This window comes from Propionibacterium acidifaciens (genome assembly GCF_003798325.1).
Classification (GTDB): Bacteria; Actinomycetota; Actinomycetes; order Propionibacteriales; family Propionibacteriaceae; genus Propionibacterium; species Propionibacterium acidifaciens.
In genome coordinates, this window is sequence record NZ_CP033719.1 from 1,912,313 (window position 1) to 1,938,298 (window position 25,986).

Sequence of the window (25,986 nt, forward strand, 5' to 3'; positions counted from 1 at the left end):
ACCGTGGACTGTGAGATGCAGATTTGATGTCGAATCAGTCCAGCTCCGACGGGTCGCCACTTTCCGGCGACCCGTCGGTTTTAGCCGTACGAAGCAAGAGGTGAAGTCATCCATGTCATTTCTATACATTATCGGTGGAAGAGGGTGTGAGCAGGTATTTGGGGGTGCTGCATCGGGAGAGGGGCGGATATGTTCCTCGACTGAACTAGGTGGCGGGGAGCTGGTCGTCTCAGAGGGGGTCCGTGTGCGATCATGGCGGTCACGAGATGTTCAGGTGGTCATCTTTCCAAGTGGTCTGCAGGACCCGTCAGTGACGCTGCCTGCCGACTGCCGTTGCGTGCAGGAGCTCGACTTGAGCAGTCTGGTGCAGGATGGGGGACTGGTCATCGCATGTGATTCCTCCGGTACGATCAGGGCCCAAGGATCCGCCAGTGGTACGAGTGCCGTCTTCTGGGCACGGCGTGGAGACGAGATCCTCGTCAGCGATCGACAGGAGACGTTGTTCCGCAGGACTCGACCTGAGGTGAGTCGGGATGAGTTGGTCATTCGGTTGACCGAGGCTCAGATGGATTTTCCATTCTCGGAGGGCATCATCTGGACGGGAGTCAGTATGGTGCATCCGGGGAATTGGTTGAGGATCACGGCTGATGGGAGGGTCGATGAGGTTTCATGGTGGCGTACTCCCGATCCGATTGACGCTGTGGAGTCGCTATCTCCTGTTCTGCATGATGCCTTGGTCGAAGTGATAGATTCATTGGTGGATTCAACGGATCTGCTGAGTATGGATCTGTCTGGTGGTCTGGATTCCACGACGCTCGTCTACATCGCCCGGCAGTGCTCTATGGATGATATCAACACTCTATTTTTCAGAACGGCTGACCCGGCAAACCATGATCATTTCTGGTCGGATCGAGCGGCGCGGGACGTGAGAAGCACTCACAAGATTTGTGATTATGTCTCAATGATGGTTGAGGAGAATTGGGACAGATTTTCAGAAGATCTTTTTGCGTGGATGCCAGAGGGGCCGAGTGATGATGCCAGGTATCTCGCTCTTGCTGATGAGATAGGGCGACTGTATGAGAATTCAAAGTCGGTGGCGCATGTCAATGGACATGGTGGGGACGAGCTTTTCGCTGCAATGCCTGCGATGGCTTGGTCCATGGCGCATTCGCACGTCCGACATGGTTTGCGAGATGTTTTTTCATGGAGTCAGGTCAACAAATTCAGATGGAGTGCGACGTTACAACACGTCAGGCGACATGAAGGGCCCGTGTCGGATCTGTTGCGAATCGCTCGTGGGGTTTCCGCAAGGGCTTCCGATATGTTCGTCGAAGGAGCCCGTTGGGTTCCGGCCATGCGACTCCCAAAATATTTGACCAACGAGGCCCGAGACAATTTTTCGAAACGTGCATTGCAATATGCTGAGCGTGCTGATCTGATGCTTCATCATGACCGTACTTCGCATCAAGTAAGGGGTGCTACGCTCTATCATGGGACACTGGTAAGGCGTACGGAGCAGATGCTTCCTTCCGGCTCTGGAGTGAGACTCGTCAGTCCATATCTGGATGATCGCGTTGTTGCGATCGCCATGCGTCTGAGGATCGAGGACAGATTTCGAGCTGATGTGATCAAGCCATTGCTGGCGGCGGCTCGCCCCGAGAACATGCCCATAGATTATTTCCAACGGCACGACAAAGGAGAGTACTCATTTGAAACTTTTGTCGCGTTCAGTTCGTCCCGTGACAGGATTCGGAGCCTTTTCTCCGAGGGGTCGGTTCTGGTGGACATGGGGCTGATTGATCCGGATGTGTTGAACCAGGAGCTTTCTGCTTATTCACCCGATGGCCTGGTATATGAGGATTTGTTGCGGGTGGAGATGGTGGAGCGCTGGTTGAGGTCCTTCTCCGCCACGCGTTGAATTACCTCGTCATGGACATGAGGAATTAAAATGACTGTGCTGAGTAAGAACGTTGCTGTCACGTCTACTGCTGAGGGGACGGTGCTCTTGGACACTGTTCGTGGGGTTTATTGGCATGTCAATCCCACGGCAGTGCGTGTCATCGAAGCGCTCGATCGGGGAAGAACTCTCGAGGAGGTGGGGGCGGATATCGCGAGGGACACCGGCGCCGATCCGGACCACGTGTTGCGTGACTGTGTACGTCTGTTGGCCGACCTGCGCAAAGCTCGTCTGATCAGGAGGATCCGATGAGTGCTCCGCTGATGCCCCAGCCTCGCCATGAGGCCGGTTCGCGTATGAAACTGGCTGCCAGCCTGGCCGTTGCCGTGGCCAGACTGATCAGTTTTCTCCCACCAGCGGTGATCTCGATGGTCCTGCGACTCGTGTGTTGCGGCACCCTGCCGGCTGAGGCTGCTGAGGTGTCCAAGTGGCGCAATGCAGTGAACGTCGTGAGCAAGAGGTGCGCAGGAAAGGGATGCCTTCAACGATCCGTGGCCGTCATGCTGCTCGGCGGGATGGCAAGGAGGACCCCGGTATGGTGCACGGGCTTTCAGACGACCCCATTCCTTGCTCATGCTTGGGTGGAGGTCGCCGGAGTCCCTGTTGATGAACCCGAGCAGGTGAGCGGCTATCACAGAGCGGTCGTGGTCGGACCGCGACGGAGGGGAGAACCACGATGATCGACGTCCATGCTCTCGTCAAGGATTACTCGGGTCGCCGGGTCGTCGACGGCGTCAGCCTCATGGCCCTGAATGGCTGCGTGACTGGTCTGGTGGGGCCGAACGGGGCGGGCAAGTCCACAACCCTGCGCATGATCGTCGATTTGACCAGGTCGACCTCCGGGCAGGCCCTCGTGTCCGGGTGCCGGTATCGTGATCTGGGCCCGTACCCCCTACGCCGGGTCGGGACGCTGCTTGACGGCGCCATCCCCGATGGAGGGCGTCGGGCAGTCGATCAGCTCGGATGGGTGGCGCGGAGCAATCGGATCCCCCCGGCGCGGGTCGAAGAGGTACTCGGCCTTGTCGGCCTGCTGGGGAGCGAGAGGAAAAGAGTCAAGGACTACTCCTTGGGGATGAGGCAGCGTCTGGGGATGGCCACGGCCCTGCTGGGTGATCCTGAGACCCTCATCCTCGATGAGCCCTTCAACGGGCTTGACCCCGATGGCATCAGATGGCTGCGCACCCTGATCCGCGGCCATGCCGATCGTGGCGGTGTCGTGCTGGTGTCCAGCCATCTCATCAAGGAACTCGAAAGCGTGGCCGACCACGTCGTCGTGCTTTCCCGCGGCCGAGTCATCGCCGATGGCGCTACCGACCAGATCCGCGCGGATCATGCGGATCTGGAGGAGGCATACTTTCATCTCGTGGACGAGGTCGAGAGGATCTGATCGCATGCTTGCCTCTGAACTGTCCTCGCACCGAGTGGTTGCAGCCACCGAACAGAGCCGATTCGCGGCATGGCGGGCCGCTGCAGCGATGGAGGTGGCCAAGACACTGACCCTGCGTTCTTGGTGGATCGGTTTCGCCGTCATCCTGGCTCTGAATCTCTACTTCACCTACAACGGAGTGATCCTCGCCCGGGGGGCACTGCCCACCCTTCATGACGGCGTGGTTCTCGATGATCTTGAGGGGGCGGTTCCTCTGGAACGGTATGTGGGGGACATGATTATTTCAGCCCCCTACCAGAGCATGGCCGTTTTCTTCCCCCTCTTGCTGGTCATGGTCTGCGGTCAGGATTACCGGTCCGGTCAGAAGCAACTCCAGCTGACGGCTCTGGCGGTTCCCTCGGGGGCCCGCCGTGCGGCTGCCGGAATGACGTTCGCATTCGTAGCGACGGTTGGTTCGACGATCACGGTCTTCCTGCTCTCCGACGCCGTTCTGTGGCTCATGCTGCCTGCCCCGGCCCGTTCTGTCATCGTCTCTGCAGCGGGAATCCTCTCGTGCCTGCGCATCGCTCTGGTCGCGTGCGTCATGACGGTGACGGCGCTCGCCGTCACCGTGCTGATGCGCAGCACCTTGGCGGGGACGATCTTCATCGTGCTGCAGGCCGTCGCCTCGATGTCCGGCCTTCTCAGGATCATCGGTCAAGGGGTGAACAATGTTCTTCCCATGATCGCCGCGAAGACATTCCTGTTCGGTTACCAGCGGGAGCCGGGGGAACCCGGGGCGACGGCGGGGACGATGATCCTCGCGGGCTGGCTCGCCGTGTCGGCGCTGACCGTGATGATCAACGGCACTCGACGGGCGGTCGTATGAGTACTCCGGCGAAGCACGACTGGGATTTTCCGGGACTCCGGTCCGTGCTCGTCTCCCAGACGGTGAGGCTGCTCACCCTGCCTCGTGCGAAAGCGCTCGGCGCCGCTGCGTTCCTCATCGGCGTCGTCCCGGCTCTGCTGGGGGGAGTAATGATCTCGACCGGTGGGGAGCAACCGCATCGTCTTCCCGAAACCCTCGGACTCACCGGCGTGGTGGCGCTCGGCTGCCTGGGCGGTTGCTCGGCCGGCGCGATGGATTCGGGCGGGGAGGCCGTCACCGCGCTTCTCGCAGTCCCCCGCAGAGGGATCCTGGCCGGGGCGCGCATCGCGTCGCTCCTGCTGACGACGGTGCCTCCGGCCTTGGTCATCGCAGTAATCGACCGATCGGTCCGGTCGTGGACCGAGCGGGGGGTCGATGGCTCATCGTCGTGGTGGGCGGTGTTGGCGGGGTACCTCTGCTCTGTTGTGGCCTTCACGCTGGTAGGGATGGCCCTGTCGGTTGTTCTGTCGAACGCGGTGCTGGCGGCGGCGATTCTGTCACTCGTGCCCGTTCTTCTCCTGCCCTGGGTGGACCGCTGGTGTCCTCTCTTGGTGCGGTTGCTCCCCTATTCTGCGTGCGGTGCCGCTCTCACCGGGCCCGGATGGGCCACGGCAATTCTCGAACTGGTGGGTTGGGCGATCGTTGCAGCCGCGGTCTACACGACTCATCTTCTGCTCAGGAACGGATGATAGGTGTGCGAACATCATGACATATTCCGACACGACAGGTCTTGATCAGACGACCGGTAACGGCTACGGCGCGGCAGGACTCAGCGATGTATGGCCTCATGTCAAACCGCTTGGGAAATCACTCATGGGGGCCTTGGTCCTCGGAATCCTCGGTTCCCTGGCGGGTGCGGCGCAGCCGCTGATGGTGTCACGGATCATCGACACTTACGGACACCGTTCCTTGGCCTTCCCCGTGGTGGCCTTGATCGTGCTGCTCACCCTGTCAGCTCTGTTGACATCCATGCAACAACTCATCCTCGAGCGCAGCGGCGAGCAGTTTTCATTCTCTTTGCGATCAGGGGTGATCGATCGCATGCTCAATCTCCCGATCTCGGTTATCGACGCGAATAGACGAGGAGATCTCGTCTCACGGGTTACCGCGGATGTCGCCACTGCACGGGAGATCATCAGCCAGGGCATCGTTGAACTCTGCTCACAGTCGATCACCATCGTGGTAGCTGTGGTGCTGATGGCCCTGATCGATCCGGTGCTGCTGCTCGTCGTGGTGACGGTGGCGGTTGCTCTGGTGATCATCAGCCTGCTCTTGGGCCGGAGGTCCCGTCCAGCCGCCCATGAGCAGCAACAGCGCCTTGGCCTGCTGGCCGCCCGTGTCGACAGGTCCCTGTCCGCGATCCGTACGATTCGTGCCACATGTGCCACCGCTGACGAGGTCGGGCGTGCGATCTCCGATGCGAGGAGCTCTCGCGATGCGGGTCTGAAGATCGCTTGGCTCAAGGCGATGGTTAATTCCTTCGTGGGCGTCGCAGTGCAGGTCATGCTTCTCGGGGTGATCGGTGTCGGCGGGCTGCGTGTGGCGTCCGGCAAGATGAGCATCGGGCAGCTGAGCGCATTCGTCATGTACGTGATGCTGATCATCGCGCCGATGATGATGCTCGCCACGATCACGACATCCGTCAACCGGGCTCTCGGATCATTCGATCGGGTCAAGTCCATTCTCGACATGGCTCCAGAAGGACGTCAGAAAGATGTGCCGCTTCCTGCCGTCGTGGTGGACGCAACTTCTTCAGGCGATGGCATCCTCAGTTTCGACCATGTCGGATTCTCTTATCCGGATTCCTCCGCGGCTTCCTTGGCTCTGGACGACGTCACATTCGATGTCAACGCGGGGATGACCGCTCTCGTCGGGCCGAGCGGTGCTGGGAAGACAACGGTGTTCGGTCTCGTCGAGCAATTCTATGATCCGACCCACGGTCGGATTCTCTTCGGAGGACAGGAGGCGACGTCGTACGGCAGGGATACGATCCGGCGCCAGATCGCCTATGTCGAACAGGACGCTCCAGCGCTGTCCGGAACGATCCGTGACAACCTCCGGCTCGGGCGTCGTACTGCGACTGATGCTGAGTGTGTCCAAGCCCTTGCCGACTGCAATCTCATCCCGCCTGCCATGACGGCACAGGAGTTCCTTGACCAAGAAATCGGAGAGAATGGCGTCTTTCTCAGCGGTGGGGAGCGCCAACGTCTGGCCATAGCTCGTGCGCTGCTGTCAGACGCGCCCATCCTCTTGCTGGATGAAGCCACCTCCAATCTCGACAGCGGGAACGAGGCCGTTCTTCAGGACATCATTGTTCGTGCGAAGACACGCCGTGCCGTGATCGTCATTGCGCATCGTCTGTCCACCATTCTCAACGCTGATCGGATCATCGTCATAGACAATGGCCGTATAATCGCTTCGGGTACCCATCATGAACTCATGGAGAATTGTCCCCTGTATGCCGAACTGGTTCGCTTGCAACACATCGGCGGTAGCCCGGGCCGGTTGAGGGGATGAGTTCCGTCCCGGCCTTCGGCCCGCTCGGGCGGTGCGGAAGCGGCTCCCGGGCACGGCGCGTCCGACGTCCGCGCGCTCAACTCCGTGGCACTGGGCCGGTGCTCTGCCGCACGGTGAGCTCGGGGACGAGCACCTGCTCGCCGGCGACGAAGCGCTGCCGCGCAAGACCTGCCGCCCGCTCCCGCGCGACCCGCGCCATGAGCGCCGTGTCCTGCCGGACCGTGGTGAGCGGGACGATCGTCGTGCGGGCGATGCGCGCGTCGTCGAAGCCGATGACCGAGACGTCCTCGGGCACCCGCAGCCCCGCGCGGATGAGCATGGTGAGCACGCCCGTCGCCGCACGGTCGTTGAAGGCCGCGATCGCCGTCGGCCGTTCGTCCCCCTCGAGGAGCCGACGGGTGGCCCGGATGCCCTCCTCCTCGGTGTTCCCGCCCGCCACGACGCGGACGCGGTCGCCCAGACCGTGCGCGGCCATCGTGTCCCGGTAGGAGCGGCGCCTGGTCGCCGCGCCCGGGTGCTGCCCGCCGTCCACATAGGCGATCGACCGGTGCCCGAGCCCGATGAGGTGCTCGATGGCAAGCCGCTGCCCGTCATGGTCGTCGGTGCGCACCACGTCGATCCCCGCGGCCCGCACCCGACGGGCCACGAGCACCAGGGGCGTCTCCTCCCGGATGCGGCGCAGCCTCGCCACCGGCAGCATGGTGCCGATGAGGATGATCGCCTCGCACCGTTGACGCAGGAGCGGCTCGATCGTCTGCTCGACGCCGCGCCCCGGGACGACGGCGCCGAGGACGAGGTCGAAGTCGTCGCCGGACGGGGCCTCGACCTCGTACAGCCCCTCCACGAGGTCGGCGTGGAACGGCTCGGAGACGTGGTAGGCGACGCCGATGAGCCCCGAGGTGCTCCGTCGCAGGCTCCGGGCCCGTTGGTCGGGCCGGTAGCCGATCCGCTCCGCAGCGGCCATGACGCGCCGTCGGGTGGCCTCCGAGGCGCCCGGGGCCCCCCGCATGACGATCGAGGCGAGCGAGGTGGAGCAGCCCGCGGCGTCGGCGAGGTCGACGAGCGTCGGGCGCCGCCTCGCCTGCTCGGTCATGGCCCTTCCTCCCGCCGGTCCCGCCCCGCCCGGCCACCGATCTGCCGGCCACCGGTCTGCGGCAAGCCTAGGCCATCGCGGCGAGGTCCTCAGGACGCACTGCAACGTACTAGTTACAGTTATTCTTCAATCATTGGTTCGCGGTGCCGCTTCGAACGCCTTTGCCCAACGTCAGAGCATGTTTTCGTGGTCAACCGACGTTTTCATCTCCGATCCCACGACGAAGGGTCTTCTCATGAGAACTAGAACGTGCTAGTTTCCTGTCCAGTCCGAGATGAACGAAGGAGTTCACATGACTGCATCACCCATCCGACTCGCGCTCGTCGGCTCGGGGCGCATCGGCACCCACCACGCCCGGGCCATCGCCCGGGAAGTGCCCGGCGCCCGACTCGCCGCCGTCATCGACCCGCGCCTCGACGCCGCCACGGCCCTGGCCGATGAGCTCGGCACCCCCGCCATCGCCCGTGCCGCCATCGTCTCGGTGCAGGAGAACCGTTCCGTCACCCTCGAGGAGGTCGCACGATGAGCACCCTGACCCTGGCCGCATGCGCCGAGATGATCTTCACCGATCTGCCGTTCGTCCAGCGCGTCGAGAGGATCGCCGCCCGCGGACTCCAGGTCGAGATGTGGGACTGGACCGCCAAGGACCTGAAGGAGTTGGCCGCCACCGGGGCCGTCTTCTCGTCCATGACGGGCTACATCTCCGGAAATCTCACCGACGCCGACGCCATCGACGAGTTCCTCGAGTCCGCCCGCCGCTCGGTGGAGGCGGCCGAGATCATCGACAGCCCGCGCCTCAACGTGCACGGCACCGGGCTCGACGGCGATGGCCGCCCCGTCCGCCCCGTCCAGGTCGTCACGCCCGACATGTGGCTGACGGCGCGGGACACCCTCGCCCGGCTCGCCGAGATCGGCCGCGCCGCGGGCCGGGTCTTCACCCTGGAGAACCTCAACCTCCTCGTCGACCACGCCGGCACGCCCTTCGCCCTGGCACGGGACACCCGCGCGCTCGTCAGGGCGGTCGACTCGCCCCACCTGCGGATGAACCTCGACCTCTACCACTGCCAGATCGGCGAGGGGAACCTCATCGAGACCTGCCGCGAGTCCCTGCCCTGGATCGGGGAGATCCAGGTGGCCGACGTCCCCGGTCGCTGCCAGCCCGGCACCGGCGAGATCGACTACGCGGGGGTGGCCCGCGGGCTGCGGGAGATGGGCTATGAGGGCGTCGTCGGCATGGAGGCCTTCGCCGCCGGCGACTCGGACGCGGCCCTCGACGACTTCATCGCCGCGTTCACGCGGGAGGACCGGACATGAGCAGCCCGGCCGCGTCCGCCGGCGACGAGCAGCGCAGGGTCGACCGGCGCCTGTTCACCATCCGCTCGATCGCCACCCTCGGCGGCCTGCTCTTCGGCTACGACACCGGCGTGATCTCCGGCGCCCTGCCATTCCTGAAGGAGCCGCGCGAGGCCGGCGGTTTCGGACTGTCCGCCTTCGACGAGTCCCTCGTGACGACCGGGCTGACCGTCGGCGCCGCCTTCGGCGCGCTCATCGGCGGCCGGCTGTCCGACCGCTTCGGGCGCAGGAGGAGCATCATGACGGTGGCCGTCATCTTCCTCATCGGCGCCCTCGGCTGCGCCCTCGCCCCCGACCGGGAGGTGCTCATCGTCTTCAGGTTCGTCCTCGGCCTCGCCGTGGGCGGCGCCTCGGCCACCGTGCCCGTCTACCTGTCGGAGATGTCGCCGGTGAAGATCCGCGGCACGATGGTCTCGCGCAACGAGCTCATGATCGTCACGGGCCAGCTGCTCGCCTACACCTGCAATGCGATCATCGCGACCGTCTGGCCGCAGGCCCGCATGTGGCGGTGGATGCTCGCCGTCGCGACCCTGCCGGCCATCGGCCTGTGGATCGGCATCCATCTGCTCCCGGAGTCCCCGCGCTGGCTCGCCAACAGGAACCGCGGCCAGGAGATGTGGGCGGTCCTCAACGAGGTGCGCATGGCCGACGAGGTCGAGGACGAGGGCCAGGACATCATCCGTCGCGTCGAGGAGGAGCGCGCCGTCGGGCGGGGCGGCTGGGCCGACCTGCGCATCAGGTGGATCCGCCGGATCACCCTCATCGGCATCGGGCTGGCCTTCTTCTCCCAGCTCACCGGCGTCAACGGCATCATGTACTACGCGCCGACGATCCTCATCTCCACCGGTCTCGGCACCCGGGCCTCCCTCGTGGCGACGATCGCCAATGGCGTGGTCTCGGTCGTCTCGGTGTACATCGGCATCACGTTCTTCCTGAACCGCCTCCCGCGCCGCCGGATGATCCTCACCGGGCAGAGCGGGTGCGTCGGCTCGCTCATCGTCCTCGGCCTGGTCTTCCTGCTGCCCGAGTCGACCGCACGGAGCTACTTGGTGCTGCTGTTCATGCTGAGCTTCCTGTTCTTCATGCAGTGCTTCATCGGCGTGACCTTCTGGCTCATGCTCTCCGAGATCTTCCCGATGCGGGTGCGCGGCATCGCCAACGGCATCGCCGTGTTCTGCAACTGGACCGGCAACGTCATCGTGGCCTTCGCCTTCCCGAATCTCATCGAGGCGGTGCAGGGCACGGTGTTCTTCATCTTCGCCGCGGTGAACATCTGCTCGCTGCTGTTCTACTGGCGCTTCCTGCCCGAGACCTTCGGCCACTCGCTGGAGTCCCTGGAACGGCGCTTCGAGAAGAGGTATTCCTGACCGGACCGATCGGATCCGCCCCTGCGGTTCCCGTGGGGAGGACACGCGAGAGCTTGCAGGGGCGGAGCACACCGGACGGGGCGGGGCACCTCAAGTGCTTCCGCCCCGTCACCGGTCGGGGTGACAGGATTTGAACCTGCGACCTCTTCGTCCCGAACGAAGCGCGCTACCAAACTGCGCCACACCCCGTGGCCCGGGCCCAGCGGCCCGGCCGCCGGTCAGTCTAGCCCACGGGGGCGCCGATGACGAATCGCGCCCCGGGCCCCGGGGCGCCGCCGGGGCAGTGGCGGGTCGGGCCTCAGGAGGCGGGCACGAGCCGCAGCAGGGTCGCCGAGGGCCGGCAGAACAGCCGGTACGGCGCGAACGGCGAGGTGCCCATGCCGTTGCTCACGTGCAGCCAGCCCTCGTGGCCGGCGTGCGCCCAGCGGTGCAGCCCGCTGGCCCGCCCCGGATCGATGTCGCAGTTCGTGATGATCGCCCGCCCGTTCGGCAGGCACACCTGGCCTCCGTGCGTGTGCCCGGCCAGGACGAGCCCGACGCCGTCATCGACCATCGCGTCGAGCACCCGACGGTACGGGGCGTGGGTGACGCCGATCGTCACCGCGGCGTCGGCGGCCGGCGGGCCTGCCACTCGCTCGTAGTGGTCGAGGCCGATGTGCGGGTCGCCCGTGCCGCGCAGGTCGAGCGTGCACCCGGCGGCCCGCACGCGCACCGCGGCGTCGTCCAGGTCGACCCAGCCCAGGCCCTGCAGCCGCTCGCGGAGGTGCTCGGTGGGCAGGGCGACGCGGGCGGGGTTCTCCAGATCGGACGTGGTGCTCCACAGGTAGGCGGCCGGGTTGCGCCAGACCGGCGCCTCGAAGTCGTTCGACCCGAGGACGAAGACGCCGGGCAGCTCGCGCAGGGGCGTGAGGGCCTCGACGAGCTCCTCGATGGCGCGGCCCTGGCTGATGTGGTCCCCGGTGCTCACGACCAGGTCGGGCCTCTCGTCGGCCAGGCGGCGCAGGAAGGCCATCTTGTCGCGCTGTCGGGCCTGCAGGTGGATGTCGGAGATGTGCAGGACGCGGATCGGGGCCGAGCCCGGCGCGAGCACCGGGACGTCGACGTGGTGGGTCGTGAAGGCGTGCGCCTCGACGACGGCGGCGCCGAGCACGGCCGCGCCGAACGCCGCGGTGCCGCCCAGGGTCGTTGCGAGCGCTCGTGCGTGGTGGGCCATCGGGTCACCTCCCGGTGTACAGGTCGGACTGGTTGGAGTTCTTGGGCGAGTAGCCCGCGAAGCTCGACGGGTTCGTGACGTTGGCGATCTCGGCCGTCATCATGGACTTCCAGATGCTGCCGGACTCGGTCGTCGAGTTGCCCGACAGGTAGCTGCCGTTGGCCAGCCGCAGGCCGGTCAGGGTCTTGGAGCGGCCCTCCCAGTAGTCGTCGCCGGAGTCGACGGAGATCATCGCGACGCCCTCGAGGTCGGGGGTGTAGGCGTTGAACCACACCGCGGACTCGGTCTCGGTGGAGCCGGCGGTGCCGGTCTTGCCGGCCTGGTCGTAGTTGCCCGCCAGGCGCTCGGCGGCTCCGGTGCCGCCGTTCTGCAGCACGGACTTGAGCACGGAGTTCACGCCGTCGGCGGTGTTCTGGTCGATCACCTGCTGGCAGTTGGCGCTCGGCACGGCCACGTCGGCGCCGTCCTCGGTCTTGATGGACGACAGGATGATCGGGGCGCAGTGCACTCCGCGGTTGGCGAAGGTGGCGTAGGACTCGGCCATCGACAGCGGCGTCACGTTGAGGGCGCCGAGCGTGAACGAGGCGACGTCGCCGTAGTCCTCGAGGGTGCTGCCGTCGTCGCTGGACAGCCTCATGCCGACCTTCTCGGCCATCTGCACCGAGGCGCAGACGCCGGCGTCGCGCTCGAGGGCCACGAAGTAGTTGTTGACCGAGTAGGCCATCGCCGTGTTGAGGTTCATCTGGCCGGTCTTCCACGAGTTCGAGACCTTCCAGGAGTCGACGAGCGAGAAGTCGCCGCTGCAGCCCCGGAAGGTCGTGCCGGCCCAGTCCTTGCTGGCGGGCGCGTTGTAGACCGTCCGGTCCGGGATGAAGCCCTCGTCGATGGCGGCCGCCGCGACGAAGGCCTTGAAGGTCGAGCCCGCCTGGTAGCCCTCGGCGCCGCCCATCGACTGGTCGACGGCGTAGTTGTAGTAGGTCTGGCCGGCCTCCGCGTCGTCGCCCATGACCGGGCGGGACTGCGCCATCGCCTTGATGAGGCCCGTCCTCGGGTCGGTCATGACGGCCACCGAGACGGCCGGGTCGGAGGGGGAGACGAGGTTGCTGATGGCCTGCTGGGCCGCGTCCTGGGTGGCCGGGTTGATGACCGTCTGGATCGTCAGGCCGCCGCGGTAGAGGGTGCGCTGCCGCTCGTCGGCCGTGGACCCGAGATCGCCCATCTGGTCGGACAGCAGGACGTTCTCGACGTACTGGCAGATGAAGGGGTAGCGGGAAGCGGTGCAGCCGCTGGAGTCGGAGGTGACCCTGCTCTGGTCGAAGCCGGTGGACTTGGCGGCGTCGACGACCTCCTGGGTGAGCTGGTCGGCGCCCTCGAACCAGACGCCCTCCTGGTCGTACTTGAGCATCTGGTCGAGCACGACGTTGCGTCGCGCGATGCCCGCCTCGGTGTTGTTCACCGGGTCGGTGTCACTGGGGCTCTGGACGAGGCCGGCGAGCATGGCCGACTGCTCCAGGTCGAGTTCGGAGGCGTTGACGCCGAAGTAGTGCTGGGCGGCGGCCTGGACGCCGTAGGCGCCGTCGCCGTAGTACGCGATGTTCAGGTAGCGCTCGAGGATCTGCTCCTTGGCGGCATGGAGGGAGCCGAGCTGGTCGGTGAGCTGCTTCTCGAGGGCCACTGCGTAGCGCATCTCGAGGATCTTGCGGCTGAGGGTGGCCTCCTGGGCGGCGGCCTCGGCGTCGGCGTCGTTGTTCTCCTGGGCCAGCTGGATGCGCACCTGCTTGATGTACTGCTGGGTGAGCGTCGAGCCGCCGCCGCTGATGCCGCCGCCGACGACGTTGCCGGCGAAGGCGCGGAGCACGCCCTGCAGGTCGATGGCGCCGTGGGAGTAGAAGCGGTGGTCCTCGACGGCCAGCTGGGCCTTCTGCATGAGCGGGGAGATCCGATCGAGGGGGACGTACTCGCGGTTCTGGTCGTAGAACTCGGCGAGCGTCGAGCCGTCGGCGAGCAGCACCTTGGAGCCCTCGGCCTGCTGGGGGACGGTGAGATCGGCGGGCACGTTCTTCAGGTTGGCCGCGACCGTCTTGGTCGCCGACGACGCGGCGCCGGCGAAGGGCATCCACATGCCCGCCACGACGACGCCGCACACGACGCTGACGAGCACGAACATCAGCATCGAGTTGAGCCTGGTCCCCGACTGTCGATCACTCATGGCGACAAGCCTAACTGCCCGGTCGGCGGATCGCCCGGGCTCCGGTCGGCCGGGTCGCCGCACCGGCGCCCTGCGGTAGCTTGGACGGTGCCTCACGGGCGGGCGCGCCCGCCCGGGCCCGCGTCCGGCGACCGCCGGGCGCTCCGTCGCACAGCTGACCAAGGGGGTCCCATGCCCGACAACGGCACCGCCGGCGCGACGAGATGGGAGTACTTCACCGCTCCCGTCCTCGGCCACGTCGCCCAGCAGATACTCAACAACTTCGGCGCCGACGGCTGGGAGCTCGTCCAGCTCGTCCCCGGCCCCGAGCCCGCCCCGCCCTCCGACGGCCTGCCCGCCGCCGCGAGCTACGTCGGCTTCTTCAAGAGGCCGGTGAACTCATGAGCACCCCGTCCCAGCGCCTCGCCGAACTCGGCATCGAGCTGCCGCCGGTCGCCGCGCCCGTCGGCTCCTACGTCCCCGCCACCCGTCTGGGCGACACCGTCCAGACCTCGGGGCAGATCCCCTTCACCCCCGACGGCCTGGTCACCGGCATCGTCGGCGCCGAGACCGACGCCGCGGCCGCGCAGGCCGCCGCCCGCGTCGCGGCCCTCAACGCCCTGGCCGCCGCAGCGGAGGTCGCCGGCGGCGTCGACGCTCTCAGGGGCATCGCCAGGGTCACCGTCTTCGTGGCGAGCGCGCCCGGCTTCACGGAGCAGGCCGCCGTCGCCAACGGCGCCTCCGACGTGCTCGCCGAGATCTTCGGCGCCGACGGGCGCCACATCCGCAGCGCCGTCGGCGTCGCCGTGCTGCCCAAGAACGCCTCGGTCGAGGTCGAGCTGGTCGCCCGCGTATGACGCACCCGGTCGACGTGCCGCCCGTCGGCGCCGCGCCCGGCACCCCTCCGGCGCCGGTGCCACCGGCGCTGGACGGGCTGAGGCGGGCCCTCGCCGACCCGGCGGTGGACGCCGTGCTGCCGCCCCGCTGGCGCGCCGGCGGCCGGGGCCGCCCCTCGGCGGTGCTCCTGCTGCTGTCCGACGCGCCCGACCCGAGCCTCGTCTTCACCGAGCGGGCCGGCGGACTGCGCGACCACGCCGGGCAGATCTCGTTCCCCGGCGGCCGGGCCGAGTGCGGCGACGCCGGCGCCGTCGCCACCGCCCTGCGCGAGACGACCGAGGAGATCGGGCTCGCCGCCGACGAGGTGCACGTGCTCGGCACGATGCCCGCCGTCGACCTGTCGGCCACCGGCTTCGACGTCGTCCCCGTCGTCGGCTGGTGGCATCCCGACGCCGTCCTCGCGCCCGGGGACCCCCGCGAGGTCGCCGGCGTCCACGCCTGGCCGGTCAGCGCGCTCGCCGATCCGGCCCGGAGGATCAGCGCTCGCCACGCCGGCAGGACGACCGGGCCGGCCTGGCAGTTCGGCGAGCTGTTCGTGTGGGGGCTCACCGCCCTCCTCACCGACCTGCTGCTGCGCCTCGGCGGCTGGGAGCGCCCCTGGGACGCCGGTCGCGTCATCGAGGTTCCCGAGCGCTTCCGCTCGGACCGGCACTGAGGGCACGGAGCCCGTCGACCGGCGCGCGCCGCGTTGACTCGCCGCCCCCGGCCGCGCCACTGTGGACCCATGACGAGGATCGACGTGTGGCTGTGGAGCGTGCGCATCTACAAGACCCGGAGCATGGCCACCCAGGCCGTGCGGGGCGGCCACGTCCGCTGCAACGGCGCACCGGTCAAGCCCGCCCAGCGGGTCGTCCCCGGCGACCTCATCACGGTCCGCACCCCGGGCTGGGAGCGCCGCTTCGAGGTCGTCCAGCTGCTCGACAGACGCGTCGGCGCCCCGCTCGCCCGGGCCGCCTACCGGGACCTGTCTCCCGAGCGGCCCGCCCACCTGTCCGCCCCGGTGGCGCGCCGCGAGCGGGGCTCGGGCCGGCCCACCAAGAAGGAGCGCCGCGAGATCGAGAGGCTGCGGGGCCGCTGACGGCGGCATCGGTCGGTGGCGTCCGGGACGGGCGGGGCGCCGCACGGCGCCACCATCACCGGCGGGCGCCGACGACTCCGGCGGGACAGGCACGCCGGGCTGCGGGGCGGGCCGGCTCCAGAGGCGGGGGGACTCAGCCGCCGAGGATGGCCGCCGCCCTCGCCTTCGCGCTCACCGCGTCGGGCGCGGCGAGCGCACCGCAGGCGGCCTGCCGGCACTGCTCGATCGTCACGTCGCCGAGCCGGACGCCGACCGCCGGAAGGGCGGGGGCGGCCATCGACAACGAGGTGACGCCGAGGCCGGCGAGCACGCAGGCCAGCAGCGGATCGGCCGCCGCCTCGCCGCAGACGCCGACCGGCTTGTTGGCCCGCAGGCCGGCCTGGGCCGCCATCTGGATGAGTCTGAGGACGGCCGGCTGCCACGGGTCGTTCAGTGCCGCGAGGTGCGGCGACAGCCGGTCCGAGGCCATCGTGTACTGCGTCAGGTCGTTCGTCCCGATCGAGAAGAACTCGACCTCGGCGAGCACCTGGTCGGCGTTCAGGGCGACGGCCGGCACTTCGACCATGACGCCGGGCCACAGCCCCCGGTCGCGGCAGGCCCCGGCGAACTCGCGGGCCTCGGGGACGGTGGCGACCATCGGGGCCATCACCCACACGTCGATGTCGAGGCCCTTCCTCGCCACGGCGATCGCGTCGAGCTGGTGGGCGAGCAGATCGGGGTTGTCGGTGGCCAGGCGCAGGCCCCGCACGCCGAGCGCCGGGTTCTCCTCGGTCTCGAGGTTCGCGAAGGCCAGCGGCTTGTCGGAGCCGGCGTCGAGGGTGCGGATGACGACGTGCGTGTGGCCGCCGCGCCCGGCGTAGGGCTCGAGGACCGACCGGTAGATCGCCGCCTGGTCGTCGATGCCGGGCTCGACGGGCGCCGAGAGGAAGCACAGCTCGGTGCGGAACAGGCCGACGCCCTCGCTCTGACCCGCGGCGGCCTTCGCCGCCGCCTCGCCGCTGCCCACATTGGCCAGCAGCTCGACGCCGTAGCCGTCGCTCGTGCGCCCGGGGCCCCGCCAGGAGCGCACCCGGTTGAGGTAGTCGGCGGACTCCGCGACGGCGGCCGCGGCCTTGTCCGGATCGGGGTTGGCGACGACGGTCCCCGCGGCGCCGTCGACGAGCACCGTGGTGTCGTTCTTGATCCGGCGGATGGCCTTGCCGGTGCCGACGATGCAGGGGATGCCGAGCTGGCGGGCGATGATCGCGGTGTGGCTCGTCTTGCCGCCTGCCTCGGTGACCAGCGCGACGGTGAGCTCCGGGTCGAGGCCTGCGGTGTCCGCCGGGGCGAGGTCCTCGGCCACGAGGACGATGGGCTCGGTGGGCTCGGGCACGCCGGGGGTCGGCTCGCCGCGCAGCTCGGCGACGACGCGGTCGCGGATGTCCTTGAGATCGGTGGTGCGCTCGGCGTAGAGGCCGCCGAGGCGCTCGAACTGGGTGACGAGGTTGTCGACGGCCTGGACGACGGCCCACTCGGCGGTCTCGTTCTGCTTGATGAGCTTGCGCACCGACCGCGACAGGCCGCGGTCCGCGGTGAGCTCGGCGGTGGCGCGCAGCACCTGGGCCGCGTTGCCGGTGGCGTGCTCGGCGCGCTCCAGCAGATTGTTCTGCACCGCGACGATCGCCTCGGCGAAGTGGTCGATCTCGGCCTGCTGCTCGCCCTCGTCGATCGTCCCGCCCGTCGGCAGCTGCGGACGGGGCTGCACCCTGCGGACCGGTGCGTACGCGATGCCCGACACCACGCCGGTCCCGGTGACTGTCAGTGATCCGGTCTGAGCCATGACTTCCTCCTGCGCTGGCCCCGGGCGGACGACGAACCGCGGCCGTGCGGCCCATCGGGGCGGACGAATGACTCCAGTCTGGCACGTCCGGACGGTGGTGCGCAGGATGCTCGGAATACGGAGTTGAGAAGCCACCACGGCCGTGCACTCGTGTGGAAGAATTCTTCCCGTACCTTTGTTCCTCGGAACTCCTCTACGAAGGGAACGTCTCATGGCCAGCAAAGACGCAGTCGTCGGTTCCGCGGTCGGTCTGCACGCCCGTCCCGCGGCGCTGATCGCCGAGAAGGCCGGCGAGTTCGACGACGAGATCCTGCTGTCGGTCCCCGGCAGCGACGAGGAGGGGGTCGACGCCGCCTCCCCGCTCATGATCATGACCCTCGGCGCCGGTAAGGGGGCGACCGTTCGCGTCGAGTCCGATGACGCCGCCGCGGTCGACGCCATCGCCGCGCTCATCGAACAGGACCTCGACGCCTGAGCGGGCGGTCCGCTGGGCGCCCGACGACGCAGTGGGGCCGCATCCGTCACGGATGCGGCCCCACTGCGCGTCCCGGGTCGGTGCGCGTCCGGAGCCCGGCCCGGGCTCAGCCGACGTAGGTGATCGTGTCGTCGCCGCGGCGGTTGATGACACCGCGCTTGGCCTCGGAGACGCCCTCCGTGACGGCGGTGGACAGCGCGGTGATGGAGGCCCTCGTCTCGGCGATGGTGGCGGTCGGGGCCTTGACCTGGCGGAACTGCAGGAAGGCGACGATGGCGAAGACGATGACGAGGATGAGCGAGATGGCGGCCAGTGCGAGGAAGGCGAAGGCCATCGAGCCGAGCCACCCGAAGCCGACGACGGCGTGGAAGAAGACCGCGATGCCGAAGACCGCGGCCCACAGCAGGCAGTGCAGCAGGAACAGGCCGAAGGCCGCCACGGCGCCCAGCCCGACGCCGCCGATCCCGGCGTGCTTCGCCGAGGGGACGAGCTCGGCCCGGGCCAGCTCCTTGATGCCCGAGATCATCTGCGGGGCACCGCTCTTGATGGTGGAGATGTACTCCCCGAGTCGGGAACGCTCAGCCATGGTTTTCCTCCGAACTGTGACGACGGTGCTCGCATGAAGACGGTGCTCGTCTGACAAGAGCGTAACGGGTCGGCGCGCCCGGTGGTCAACGAGGTCCGGCTTGAACCGGCCTGCGGGGACGGCCCCGGTCGGGAGCCGGCGGCTCAGGCCCCGGCGGTGGACCCCGGCCCGGTCCCGGTCCGGACCGGCGCGGCCCCGGCGCCGGCCCGGAGGGCGCGTCCTGCGCGGGCCTTCTCGCGGCGCCACCGCTTGTGGACGGCCGTGCGCCATTGCAGCAGGAGCACCGCGAGGATGGCCGAGATGGTGCTGCCGGCCAGGACGCCCGCCTTCGCCTCGTCGTAGACCTCGGGGTTGTTGAGGAAGCTGAGGTGGGCGATGAGCAGCGAGACGGTCAGGCCGACACCGCCCAGCTCCGCGGCGGCGATCATGTCGCCCCAGGTCAGGCCGTCCCCGAGCCGGGCGCGCGACAGGTGGACGGTCAGCCAGCTGCCCGTGAGGATGCCGATGAACTTGCCGAGGACCAGACCGGCGATGATGCCCAGCGGTACGGGATTCGTCCACAGCGCGGCGAACAACTGCCCGTCCACGTGCACGCCGGCGTTCGTCAGGGCGAAGATCGGCACGACGAGACCCGCCGACCAGGGGTCGAGCACGTGCTGCCAGCGGTCGAGCGGCTCGTTGAGGGCCTCGGGGGTGTTGCGGGTGAGCAGGCCCAGGCCGACGCCGGCGATCGTCGCGTGCACCCCGGAGTGGAGCATGCAGAACCAGCAGACGAGGAAGATCGGCAGATAGATCCAACCGTTGTCGACGCGACGGCGCTGAAGGATCCACCACAGGAGCATGCAGGCCAGTGCGCCGCCCAGCCAGGCGAACGACAGGTCCGTGCTGAAGACGATGGCGATGACGATGATGCCGCCGAGGTCGTCGGCGATGGCCAGGGTGAGCATGAAGGCGCGCAGCGAGGGCGGCAGGTGCCTGCCCGCCACCGCCAGGACGGCGAGGGCGAACGCGATGTCCGTGGCGACCGGCACCGCCCAGCCGTGGAGGGTGCCGCCCCCGAGCACGTTGATGACGATGAAGACGAGCGCCGGGCCGGCCATGCCGCAGGCAGCGGCGGTGATCGGCACCATCGCATCGGCCGGGCGGCGCAGGCTCCCCTCGGTGAACTCGCGCTTGAGCTCCAGGCCGGAGATGAAGAAGAAGACGGTCAGCAGGCCGTCGGAGGCCCACTCGGCGACCGTGTACGGGCCGATCGGGTACTCCACGAAGGCCTCGTAGCCGTGCTTGCCGAGGAAGGCCCACACCAGCGCGATGAGGGTGGCGATGAGCATGAGGACGCCCCCTGCGGTGTTGGCGCGCAGGACCTCGCCGAGATGGAAGTTGTTCGGGTCGATGCGGCGCGCGCGGCGCGGCGGCTGGGGAGCGGTCTTCGTCATCGGATCGGCTTTCGGGTGGACGGAGCGGGACTCGTCGTCGACCAGACTTCCCGACACACCCGCAGGGAATTCTAGCGTGCGCTGCCCGACGGACCGCCCGCCGTCCACCCGGCGGAGTCGTCGGGGGCGAGGCCGGCCCCTCGACGCGGCTCCCCGGACGGATGCCGGCACGGGCCGGCCGGCGCCGCCGGGCGCCTCAGAGACGGATGACGAGGGCGTCCTCGCCGAGGCGGATCGGCGTGGTCATCTCGGCGTGGTCGACGTAGGCGCGCAGGCAGGTCAGGTGGTAGGGCAGGCGCAGTTCGCCGCCGGCCGAGGCGCCGTCGTAGATGGCGCCCACGCCGAGCAGGACGCGGCGGCGATCCCGATCGGCCAGCTCGGCCACCGCGGGCAGCTCGGCCGCCATCCCGACGAGGGCGTCGCGCGTCACCGGCACCCAGAGGCGGAAGTCCCGCTGCTCGCAGCGCGGGAAGTACTTGTGGTCGACGAGGGTGCGGATCGAGCCGACGCCCAGGTCGGCGCTCATCGCCCCGGGGTCGACGCTGCGCATGAGCGAGATGAGGCGGCGCACCCACGGCACCGAGTCGTCGCGCACGAGATAGGACGCGGCCACCCACCCGCCGGGACGCAGGACGCGCGCCATCTCGGACACGTGCGGCTTCTCGGTGAGGAGGTGGAGCATCTGGTGGGCCAGGACGACGTCGAACCGGCAGGCGTCGAAGGGCAGCGCCGCGGTGGTGGCCGCCAGGGGCTCGACGCCCAGCGCCGGGCCGAGGCGCCGCACGGCGGCGGACCCCGTTCCGAGGCACCAGACACGGTTCCCGGCGGCGGCGATCCGGCGGGGCAGACCGGCCGAGTTCGACAGGGTCAGGACCCTGCTGTCGGTGCGGTCGCCGGTGAGCCAGCTCAGCGCCTGGGTGGGGAAGCGGAGACCGGAGGACGACATGGCGCCCATACTAGGGCGGCCGGGGGAGCGGGCCGGGAGACCGGCCGGGCGGGCCGCCTCGGCGACGCGACGCGGAGGGTTGTCCACAGATGCGTCCGGTGGCGAGAAATCCGCGGCCCGCCGGACACACTGCGGGCATGAGAGCAGTGCGAGTGGGGCCCGTGACCATGGGGCCCGTGCCGAGTGGGCCCGTGACCGTCGAAGGGGAGGAGCGGGCTGGGCCCGCTCCCGAGCCGGTCACGGGGCCCGACGGCCCGCGCATCCTCCCCCCGCCCCCGCAGGGCCGGGGCCGACGTGATCCGGGCCCACATGATCCGGGCCGGCAGGGCCGCCGGGGGAGGGATCTGGGGCGGGGCCTGTCCGGGCCGGTCCGCACCCGAGGGGACGGGCCCCACCGGCGCCGAGTCGGGACGGACGGGCGCCGGGGCGAGCGCCCGGGGCCGGCCCGGCACCCGGTGCTCGTCGCCACGCGCGACGCCCGGCTCCTCGACGCCGTCCTGGCGGCCGCCGCCTCGTGCGGCGTCGAGCCGATCGTGGCACGCGAGAGCGCTCAGATCCGCCAGCATTGGGGCAGGGCCCCGCTCGTGCTCGTCGGCGCCGACCTGGCGCCGTGCATCGCCGGCATGGGGCTGGCCTTCCGCACGGACGTGCACATCGTCGGCGACGATCCCGAGACCGCCGCGGCGTGGTCGGTGCCGCTGGGGGCCTCGGCGATCGTCCTGCCCGGGCACGCCGGCTACCTGCCCGCACTGCTCACCCGGGCCCGGGGCGGGAGCACCGCCACGGCCGTCGTCGTCGACGTCATGGGCGGCAGCGGCGGGGTCGGGGCGTCCACGCTCGCCGGCGCCATGGCGCAGCGCTGCGTCGAGGGCGGGCTGTCGTCGGTGCTCGTCGACCTCGACCCGTGCAGCGGGGGAGTCGACCTGCTCTTCGGCGCCGAGCGCGAGCCGGGCTGGCGGTGGAGCGATCTCGCTTCGGCAGCCGGCACGGTCGGCGATCTGAGCGGGCGGCTGCCGCGGATGTGCGGGGTCGACCTGCTCGCCGCCACGCGCACCCCGGGCGGCGGGCGCGGCCCCGACGGCCCGGACGGGGCCGCCGTGGGCCTGCCCGGACCCGTCGCGGTGCGGGCCGTCCTCGACGCGCTGGCCCGCTCGTACCGGGTCGTCGTCCTCGACGACCCCTCGCCCGTCGACCTGCCCGGTGCCGAGAACGCGCTGCGCCTGCTCGTCGTGGCGGCCGAGGTCCGGTCGGTCATGTCCGCCCGGGCCCGCGCGGCCCACCACGGCTGGCAGGACGCCCAGGTCGTCGTGCGTACCGGCCGCGGTCTTCCGCTCGCCCCGGGCGCCGTGTCGGACTCGCTCGGCCTGCCGGTCGTCGGCGTCATCGGCTCCGACCCGCGTCTGCCCGCCGCCTCCCGGGTCGGCGAGCCGCCGGCCCGCGCGGCTCGCCGCCGCTACCTGCGTCAGGTCGACGCCCTCGTCGAGGCGGTGATCGCCGATGCGTGACGACGAACTCGACCTCCTGCGCGGCTGGCTCGCGGCCAACGGCCGCGACTGGGGCCCGCCCGAGGTGGCCCGGGGGCTCGACCGGCTCGGCCTGGTCGTCTCCGACGCGTCGGTGCTCGCCGCCACCGATGCGCTGCGCCGCACGAGCGTCGGTGCCGGCCCGCTTGAGGGGCTCCTCCACCTCGACGGCGTCACCGACGTGCTCGTCAACGGAGCGGACGACGTCTTCATCGATCGCGGCGCAGGCCTGGAGCGCATGGAGACCGGGTTCGCCTCCGACGAGGAGGTGCGCCGCCTGGCCGCCAGGCTCGCGGCGTCGGCCGGCCGGCGCCTCGACGACGCCAGCCCGTGGGTCGACGCCCGCCTGCCCGACGGCACCCGTCTTCACGCGGTCCTCGCGTGTCTGGCCGAGCCCGGCACGTGCATCTCGCTGCGCGTGCCCGCCCGCCGGTCCATGACGCTCGAAGAGCTCCGCTCCGGCGGCAGCATCGACGGGCGCACCGCGGCCGTCCTCGCCGGGCTCGTGGGCAACAAGGCCGCCTTCCTCGTCACCGGCGGGACGGGATCGGGCAAGACGACCCTGCTCGGCGTCCTGCTCTCGCTCGTCCCCGACGACCAGCGCATCGTCATCGTCGAGGACTCCCGCGAGCTCAACCCCGACCACCCCCACGCGGTGCGCATGGAGTGCCGCCCGCCCAACGCGGAGGGGGCCGGGGCCGTGACCATGACCGACCTCGTGAGGCAGGCGCTGCGCATGCGGCCCGACCGGCTCGTCGTCGGCGAGGTGCGGGGGCCGGAGCTGTGCGATCTGCTCACCGCCATGAACACCGGCCACGAGGGCGGGTGCGGCACGGTCCACGCCAACAGCGTCGCCGACGTGCCCGCTCGGCTCGAGGCCCTCGCCGCGCTCGGGGGCATGGGGCGCGAGGCCTGCCACGCCCAGATCGGGGCCGCGCTCGACGCCGTCATCCACGTGCGGCGCGGCGCCGACGGGCAGCGCGGCGTCGGTCAGATCGGGGTGGTGCGCAGCGGCGATGACGGGCGCGTCCGCATCGACGAGGCGCTCGTCGTCGACGCCGACGGGGTCTCGCGGCCCGCCGGGCAGTGGTCGCGCCTGGCCGAACTGTCGGGGGTGCCCTCATGAGGATCCTCGCCGCGCTCATGCTCGCCCTCGCCCTCGTCTGCGCCATCGGGCCCTCCGGGGCGCGGCGGCTGCGCAGGCTCGACGAGGCCGTCGGCGCGCCGCACCGTCCCGGGGTCGCGCCACTCGTCGTGCTCGCATTCGCCGCCTGCTGCACCGGCGCGGCGGTGGTCATGCCGTGGGCGCTGGCGTGGATCGTCATCGCCGCGACCCTGTGCGGCACGCTCGGCTGGGTGCTGTGGGAGCACCGCAACGAGAGGAGGGCGCTCCGGCGCGCCGAGTCGGTCGCCCGGGCCTGCCGGGTCATCTCCGCCCAGCTGCGCATCGGCCAGACCCCGCGCAGGGCCCTCGAGATCGCCGCCGAGGACTGTCCCGTCCTCGACGAGGCGGTCGGCTCCCTGCTGGTCGGCGGCGAGGTCGGCGGCGCACTGCTGGCCGCCGGCGCCCGCCCGGGCTGTTCCGGGCTGTCGTCCCTGGGGCGTGCCTGGCGGTTGTGCGAGCGGGCCGGCGCGCCCCTGTCGCCGGTGGCGCAGCGGGTTGCCCAGAACGTCTCGGACGAGGCCCAGATGCGGGCCGAGGTCTCCGGCGAGCTGGCGGTGGCCCGGCTCACCGGCCGCCTGCTGTGCGCCCTGCCGGCGGCCGGCGTCGCCATGGGCTTCTTCGCCGGCGGCAACCCGATCAGCTTCCTCACGACGACCCTCGCCGGCAAGTCCTGCCTGGCCGCTGCCGTCGTCCTCGCCTGCGCCGGTCTGATCTGGACCGAGCTGCTCGCCCGACGGGCCCAGGAGGACGGATCATGATCGGACAGGCGGTGGCGGCCGGTGCCGCCGTGGCGGTGTGCGGGCTCCTGCTCGTGCCCGATGGGGGAGCCGGGCGGCTGGCTGCCGCCGCGGCCGGCCCGATCCGGTCCGGCCGGGAGGGCGAGCGCGAGGCGGCACTGCCCGGTTGGGCGCGGGGCGTCGGCGCCGCCTCCTCGGCGGTGGCGCTACTGGTGCTGCTCCCGGTGCCCCTCCTCGTCGCCTGGCCGTGCGGCCTGGGAGCCGGTGCCGCCGTGTGGGTGCTCATCGGCAGGCTCGAACCGGGCCGGGTGCGCCGGCGCCGGGAGCGGCTGATGCTCCAACAGCCCGAGGTGCTGGAGCTCATGGCCTCGTCTCTCCAGGCCGGGGCGGCCCTGCGCACCGCCACGAGCGAGGTCGCCGCCGTGGCGCCCGAGCCGAGTGCCGCGCTGCTGCGCGACGTCGAGGCGCGCCTGGCCGTCGGGTTCAGCGAGGCGGAGGCCTGGGACGGCCTGCGCGACCATCCGGTCTGGGGCCCGGCCGGCCGTGACCTGGCGCGCGGGGCCCGCACCGGGGAGGCGCTCGCCGAGACCCTCGACATGCACGCCGACCTGGCCAGACGCGTTCGACGCAATCATCTGACGGAGCGGGCCCGCACGGTCGGCGTGCGGGCGGTCGGTCCCATGATGGGCTGCTTCCTGCCCGCGTTCATCCTCTCGGGCGTCGTGCCGATCATCGCCGGTGTGCTGGCGAACGTCCACTTCTGAGGCGGGTCCTCCGCACCGGCCCGCCCTCCGGGACGCCCCGGTGCGCGCGGCGCGTCGTCGCCACGGACGTCCAGATGAGCACGGTGCAATGCCATCGCCGGGCGCGCGGGGCGCTGCGGGGCCTCCCCATCAGCGGCTGGGAGGCCAACATGTCATCGCCGGGCGCGCGGGGCGCTGGGAAGAATCGGATGTACGGGGACTTGTCGATCCGGGCTGTCGCCGGGCGGCCCGGGCGCCGCTGATCGCCCGAGGGGATCGTGCTGGCCGGGTGGGAACCGCCTCGCACCACCTGGAGCGGAGTCCCGCACGGTGGGTGGCGCGGTGCTCGCCTCGGTCCCCGACGGGGACGCGGCCACCGTGTCGTCCTTCGAGCTTCGAGTTCGCTCACCGCAGGTCTCTCGAACAGGAGCCATCACGATGACCGCTACCCGTGTCGCCGACCCCGCCGGCCTGCTCGGGGAGTCCCTGGCAGAGGCGTCCGCGGGCCGGAACCCGGGGCGGAGGGGCTCCGCTCGCGTGTCGACGACGTGGCCGCCGCCCGCGGGGCCAGGGCCCGCGGGCTCGAGTCTCGCGCAGTG

At 69.8% G+C, this 25,986-nt stretch carries 26 protein-coding genes and 1 tRNA gene; 19 read left to right on the forward strand and 8 right to left on the reverse strand.

What is annotated here, in order from left to right:
- The first annotated feature begins 337 nt into the window (after positions 1-337).
- From EGX94_RS08055 to EGX94_RS08085, 7 genes are read left to right on the forward strand one after another with little or no spacing between them, the layout of a single operon-like run.
- Positions 338-1,918: an asparagine synthase-related protein gene (locus tag EGX94_RS08055; RefSeq protein WP_192962635.1), complete on the forward strand. Its 1,581-nt coding sequence runs from the start codon at positions 338-340 to the stop codon at positions 1,916-1,918.
- 30 nt (positions 1,919-1,948) lie between these two features.
- A complete protein-coding gene (locus EGX94_RS14370) occupies positions 1,949-2,209 on the forward strand; it encodes a PqqD family peptide modification chaperone (protein WP_021796473.1) in 261 nt (86 codons plus the stop codon).
- Positions 2,210-2,253: 44 nt separating this feature from the next.
- Positions 2,254-2,637: a lasso peptide biosynthesis B2 protein gene (locus tag EGX94_RS14375; RefSeq protein WP_211223462.1), complete on the forward strand. Its 384-nt coding sequence runs from the start codon at positions 2,254-2,256 to the stop codon at positions 2,635-2,637.
- Positions 2,634-3,344, forward strand: a complete 711-nt coding sequence (locus EGX94_RS08070; RefSeq protein ID WP_021796470.1) for an ABC transporter ATP-binding protein — start codon at positions 2,634-2,636, stop codon at positions 3,342-3,344. Before EGX94_RS14375 ends, EGX94_RS08070 begins: the two co-directional genes overlap by 4 nt.
- Before the next feature lie 4 nt (positions 3,345-3,348).
- Positions 3,349-4,212, forward strand: a complete 864-nt coding sequence (locus tag EGX94_RS08075) for a hypothetical protein (RefSeq protein ID WP_021796459.1) — start codon at positions 3,349-3,351, stop codon at positions 4,210-4,212.
- A gap of 44 nt (positions 4,213-4,256) precedes the next feature.
- Positions 4,257-4,940, forward strand: a complete 684-nt coding sequence (locus EGX94_RS08080; protein WP_021796468.1) for a hypothetical protein — start codon at positions 4,257-4,259, stop codon at positions 4,938-4,940.
- A gap of 16 nt (positions 4,941-4,956) precedes the next feature.
- Entirely contained in the window at positions 4,957-6,768 is a 1,812-nt protein-coding gene (locus EGX94_RS08085; RefSeq protein ID WP_081707285.1) for an ABC transporter ATP-binding protein, read from the forward strand.
- Positions 6,769-6,844: 76 nt separating this feature from the next.
- Here the strand turns inward: EGX94_RS08085 and EGX94_RS08090 are convergent, their stop codons facing one another.
- On the reverse strand, positions 6,845-7,861 hold the full coding sequence (locus EGX94_RS08090) for a LacI family DNA-binding transcriptional regulator (RefSeq protein ID WP_021796465.1): 1,017 nt from the start codon (positions 7,859-7,861) through the stop codon (positions 6,845-6,847).
- A 292-nt stretch (positions 7,862-8,153) separates the two neighbouring features.
- Between EGX94_RS08090 and EGX94_RS08095 the strand changes: the two genes are divergently transcribed.
- The 3 genes from EGX94_RS08095 to EGX94_RS08105 are packed head-to-tail and all read left to right on the forward strand — an operon-like array spanning position 8,154 to position 10,581.
- A complete protein-coding gene (locus EGX94_RS08095) occupies positions 8,154-8,387 on the forward strand; it encodes a Gfo/Idh/MocA family oxidoreductase (protein WP_021796480.1) in 234 nt (77 codons plus the stop codon).
- Positions 8,384-9,175 (forward strand): TIM barrel protein, encoded by a 792-nt coding sequence (locus EGX94_RS08100; protein WP_021796476.1) that lies wholly within the window; start codon positions 8,384-8,386, stop codon positions 9,173-9,175. The genes EGX94_RS08095 and EGX94_RS08100 overlap by 4 nt, the downstream gene beginning before the upstream one ends.
- Positions 9,172-10,581, forward strand: a complete 1,410-nt coding sequence (locus tag EGX94_RS08105; protein ID WP_021796464.1) for a sugar porter family MFS transporter — start codon at positions 9,172-9,174, stop codon at positions 10,579-10,581. The genes EGX94_RS08100 and EGX94_RS08105 overlap by 4 nt, the downstream gene beginning before the upstream one ends.
- A gap of 115 nt (positions 10,582-10,696) precedes the next feature.
- On the opposite strand, the gene EGX94_RS08110 is transcribed toward EGX94_RS08105, so the two are convergent.
- The 3 genes from EGX94_RS08110 to EGX94_RS08120 all read right to left on the reverse strand — a co-directional run bounded on the left by EGX94_RS08110 (position 10,697) and on the right by EGX94_RS08120 (position 14,003).
- A tRNA-Pro gene (locus tag EGX94_RS08110) sits at positions 10,697-10,770 on the reverse strand.
- 109 nt (positions 10,771-10,879) lie between these two features.
- Complete coding sequence (locus tag EGX94_RS08115) at positions 10,880-11,794, reverse strand: metallophosphoesterase (RefSeq protein ID WP_021796477.1); 915 nt, start codon at positions 11,792-11,794, stop codon at positions 10,880-10,882.
- Positions 11,795-11,798: 4 nt separating this feature from the next.
- The gene (locus EGX94_RS08120; RefSeq protein ID WP_021796463.1) at positions 11,799-14,003 is read right to left on the reverse strand and encodes a transglycosylase domain-containing protein; all 2,205 of its coding nucleotides are present in this window, start codon (positions 14,001-14,003) and stop codon (positions 11,799-11,801) included.
- 171 nt (positions 14,004-14,174) lie between these two features.
- Here EGX94_RS08120 and EGX94_RS08125 point away from each other — a divergent pair, with 171 nt between their 5' ends.
- From EGX94_RS08125 to EGX94_RS08140, 4 genes are all read left to right on the forward strand, one after another.
- Complete coding sequence (locus EGX94_RS08125; protein ID WP_021796472.1) at positions 14,175-14,387, forward strand: DUF4177 domain-containing protein; 213 nt, start codon at positions 14,175-14,177, stop codon at positions 14,385-14,387.
- Entirely contained in the window at positions 14,384-14,839 is a 456-nt protein-coding gene (locus EGX94_RS08130; protein WP_021796469.1) for a RidA family protein, read from the forward strand. Before EGX94_RS08125 ends, EGX94_RS08130 begins: the two co-directional genes overlap by 4 nt.
- Entirely contained in the window at positions 14,836-15,534 is a 699-nt protein-coding gene (locus tag EGX94_RS08135; protein ID WP_021796466.1) for an NUDIX hydrolase, read from the forward strand. Before EGX94_RS08130 ends, EGX94_RS08135 begins: the two co-directional genes overlap by 4 nt.
- Before the next feature lie 69 nt (positions 15,535-15,603).
- On the forward strand, positions 15,604-15,957 hold the full coding sequence (locus EGX94_RS08140) for an RNA-binding S4 domain-containing protein (protein WP_021796479.1): 354 nt from the start codon (positions 15,604-15,606) through the stop codon (positions 15,955-15,957).
- A gap of 133 nt (positions 15,958-16,090) precedes the next feature.
- Here EGX94_RS08140 and ptsP read toward each other — a convergent pair whose 3' ends face one another.
- Positions 16,091-17,776, reverse strand: coding sequence for a phosphoenolpyruvate--protein phosphotransferase (gene ptsP, locus EGX94_RS08145; protein ID WP_028706586.1), 1,686 nt, complete (start codon positions 17,774-17,776; stop codon positions 16,091-16,093).
- A gap of 211 nt (positions 17,777-17,987) precedes the next feature.
- On the opposite strand from ptsP, the gene EGX94_RS08150 reads away from it, so the two are divergent.
- Positions 17,988-18,251 (forward strand): HPr family phosphocarrier protein, encoded by a 264-nt coding sequence (locus tag EGX94_RS08150; RefSeq protein ID WP_021797736.1) that lies wholly within the window; start codon positions 17,988-17,990, stop codon positions 18,249-18,251.
- 106 nt (positions 18,252-18,357) lie between these two features.
- Here EGX94_RS08150 and EGX94_RS08155 read toward each other — a convergent pair whose 3' ends face one another.
- From EGX94_RS08155 to EGX94_RS08165, 3 genes are all read right to left on the reverse strand, one after another.
- Positions 18,358-18,837: a phage holin family protein gene (locus tag EGX94_RS08155; protein WP_021797738.1), complete on the reverse strand. Its 480-nt coding sequence runs from the start codon at positions 18,835-18,837 to the stop codon at positions 18,358-18,360.
- Positions 18,838-18,980: 143 nt separating this feature from the next.
- Complete coding sequence (gene nhaA, locus EGX94_RS08160) at positions 18,981-20,330, reverse strand: Na+/H+ antiporter NhaA (protein WP_226906016.1); 1,350 nt, start codon at positions 20,328-20,330, stop codon at positions 18,981-18,983.
- A 139-nt stretch (positions 20,331-20,469) separates the two neighbouring features.
- Entirely contained in the window at positions 20,470-21,219 is a 750-nt protein-coding gene (locus EGX94_RS08165; protein WP_021798639.1) for a class I SAM-dependent methyltransferase, read from the reverse strand.
- A gap of 455 nt (positions 21,220-21,674) precedes the next feature.
- Here EGX94_RS08165 and ssd point away from each other — a divergent pair, with 455 nt between their 5' ends.
- Genes ssd through EGX94_RS08185 form a run of 4 tightly spaced genes read left to right on the forward strand, consistent with a single transcriptional unit; the run spans position 21,675 to position 25,408 of the window.
- On the forward strand, positions 21,675-22,724 hold the full coding sequence (ssd, locus tag EGX94_RS08170; protein WP_051245471.1) for a septum site-determining protein Ssd: 1,050 nt from the start codon (positions 21,675-21,677) through the stop codon (positions 22,722-22,724).
- Positions 22,717-23,868, forward strand: a complete 1,152-nt coding sequence (locus tag EGX94_RS08175) for a TadA family conjugal transfer-associated ATPase (RefSeq protein WP_021798561.1) — start codon at positions 22,717-22,719, stop codon at positions 23,866-23,868. Before ssd ends, EGX94_RS08175 begins: the two co-directional genes overlap by 8 nt.
- Positions 23,865-24,665: a type II secretion system F family protein gene (locus tag EGX94_RS08180; protein ID WP_051245470.1), complete on the forward strand. Its 801-nt coding sequence runs from the start codon at positions 23,865-23,867 to the stop codon at positions 24,663-24,665. The genes EGX94_RS08175 and EGX94_RS08180 overlap by 4 nt, the downstream gene beginning before the upstream one ends.
- A complete protein-coding gene (locus EGX94_RS08185; RefSeq protein WP_021798558.1) occupies positions 24,662-25,408 on the forward strand; it encodes a type II secretion system F family protein in 747 nt (248 codons plus the stop codon). The genes EGX94_RS08180 and EGX94_RS08185 overlap by 4 nt, the downstream gene beginning before the upstream one ends.
- Positions 25,409-25,986: the final 578 nt, after the last annotated feature.

Coding starts and splice junctions, on each gene's coding strand:
- EGX94_RS14370 (WP_021796473.1), top strand. CDS start 1,949: ATGACTGTGCTGAGTAAGAACGTTGCTGTCACGTCTACTGCTGAGGGG.
- EGX94_RS14375 (WP_211223462.1), top strand. CDS start 2,254: ATGAAACTGGCTGCCAGCCTGGCCGTTGCCGTGGCCAGACTGATCAGT.
- EGX94_RS08070 (WP_021796470.1), top strand. CDS start 2,634: ATGATCGACGTCCATGCTCTCGTCAAGGATTACTCGGGTCGCCGGGTC.
- EGX94_RS08075 (WP_021796459.1), top strand. CDS start 3,349: ATGCTTGCCTCTGAACTGTCCTCGCACCGAGTGGTTGCAGCCACCGAA.
- EGX94_RS08085 (WP_081707285.1), top strand. CDS start 4,957: ATGACATATTCCGACACGACAGGTCTTGATCAGACGACCGGTAACGGC.
- EGX94_RS08090 (WP_021796465.1), bottom strand. CDS start 7,861: ATGACCGAGCAGGCGAGGCGGCGCCCGACGCTCGTCGACCTCGCCGAC.
- EGX94_RS08095 (WP_021796480.1), top strand. CDS start 8,154: ATGACTGCATCACCCATCCGACTCGCGCTCGTCGGCTCGGGGCGCATC.
- EGX94_RS08100 (WP_021796476.1), top strand. CDS start 8,384: ATGAGCACCCTGACCCTGGCCGCATGCGCCGAGATGATCTTCACCGAT.
- EGX94_RS08105 (WP_021796464.1), top strand. CDS start 9,172: ATGAGCAGCCCGGCCGCGTCCGCCGGCGACGAGCAGCGCAGGGTCGAC.
- EGX94_RS08115 (WP_021796477.1), bottom strand. CDS start 11,794: ATGGCCCACCACGCACGAGCGCTCGCAACGACCCTGGGCGGCACCGCG.
- EGX94_RS08120 (WP_021796463.1), bottom strand. CDS start 14,003: ATGAGTGATCGACAGTCGGGGACCAGGCTCAACTCGATGCTGATGTTC.
- EGX94_RS08125 (WP_021796472.1), top strand. CDS start 14,175: ATGCCCGACAACGGCACCGCCGGCGCGACGAGATGGGAGTACTTCACC.
- EGX94_RS08130 (WP_021796469.1), top strand. CDS start 14,384: ATGAGCACCCCGTCCCAGCGCCTCGCCGAACTCGGCATCGAGCTGCCG.
- EGX94_RS08135 (WP_021796466.1), top strand. CDS start 14,836: ATGACGCACCCGGTCGACGTGCCGCCCGTCGGCGCCGCGCCCGGCACC.
- EGX94_RS08140 (WP_021796479.1), top strand. CDS start 15,604: ATGACGAGGATCGACGTGTGGCTGTGGAGCGTGCGCATCTACAAGACC.
- ptsP (WP_028706586.1), bottom strand. CDS start 17,776: ATGGCTCAGACCGGATCACTGACAGTCACCGGGACCGGCGTGGTGTCG.
- EGX94_RS08150 (WP_021797736.1), top strand. CDS start 17,988: ATGGCCAGCAAAGACGCAGTCGTCGGTTCCGCGGTCGGTCTGCACGCC.
- EGX94_RS08155 (WP_021797738.1), bottom strand. CDS start 18,837: ATGGCTGAGCGTTCCCGACTCGGGGAGTACATCTCCACCATCAAGAGC.
- EGX94_RS08165 (WP_021798639.1), bottom strand. CDS start 21,219: ATGTCGTCCTCCGGTCTCCGCTTCCCCACCCAGGCGCTGAGCTGGCTC.
- EGX94_RS08175 (WP_021798561.1), top strand. CDS start 22,717: ATGCGTGACGACGAACTCGACCTCCTGCGCGGCTGGCTCGCGGCCAAC.
- EGX94_RS08180 (WP_051245470.1), top strand. CDS start 23,865: ATGAGGATCCTCGCCGCGCTCATGCTCGCCCTCGCCCTCGTCTGCGCC.
- EGX94_RS08185 (WP_021798558.1), top strand. CDS start 24,662: ATGATCGGACAGGCGGTGGCGGCCGGTGCCGCCGTGGCGGTGTGCGGG.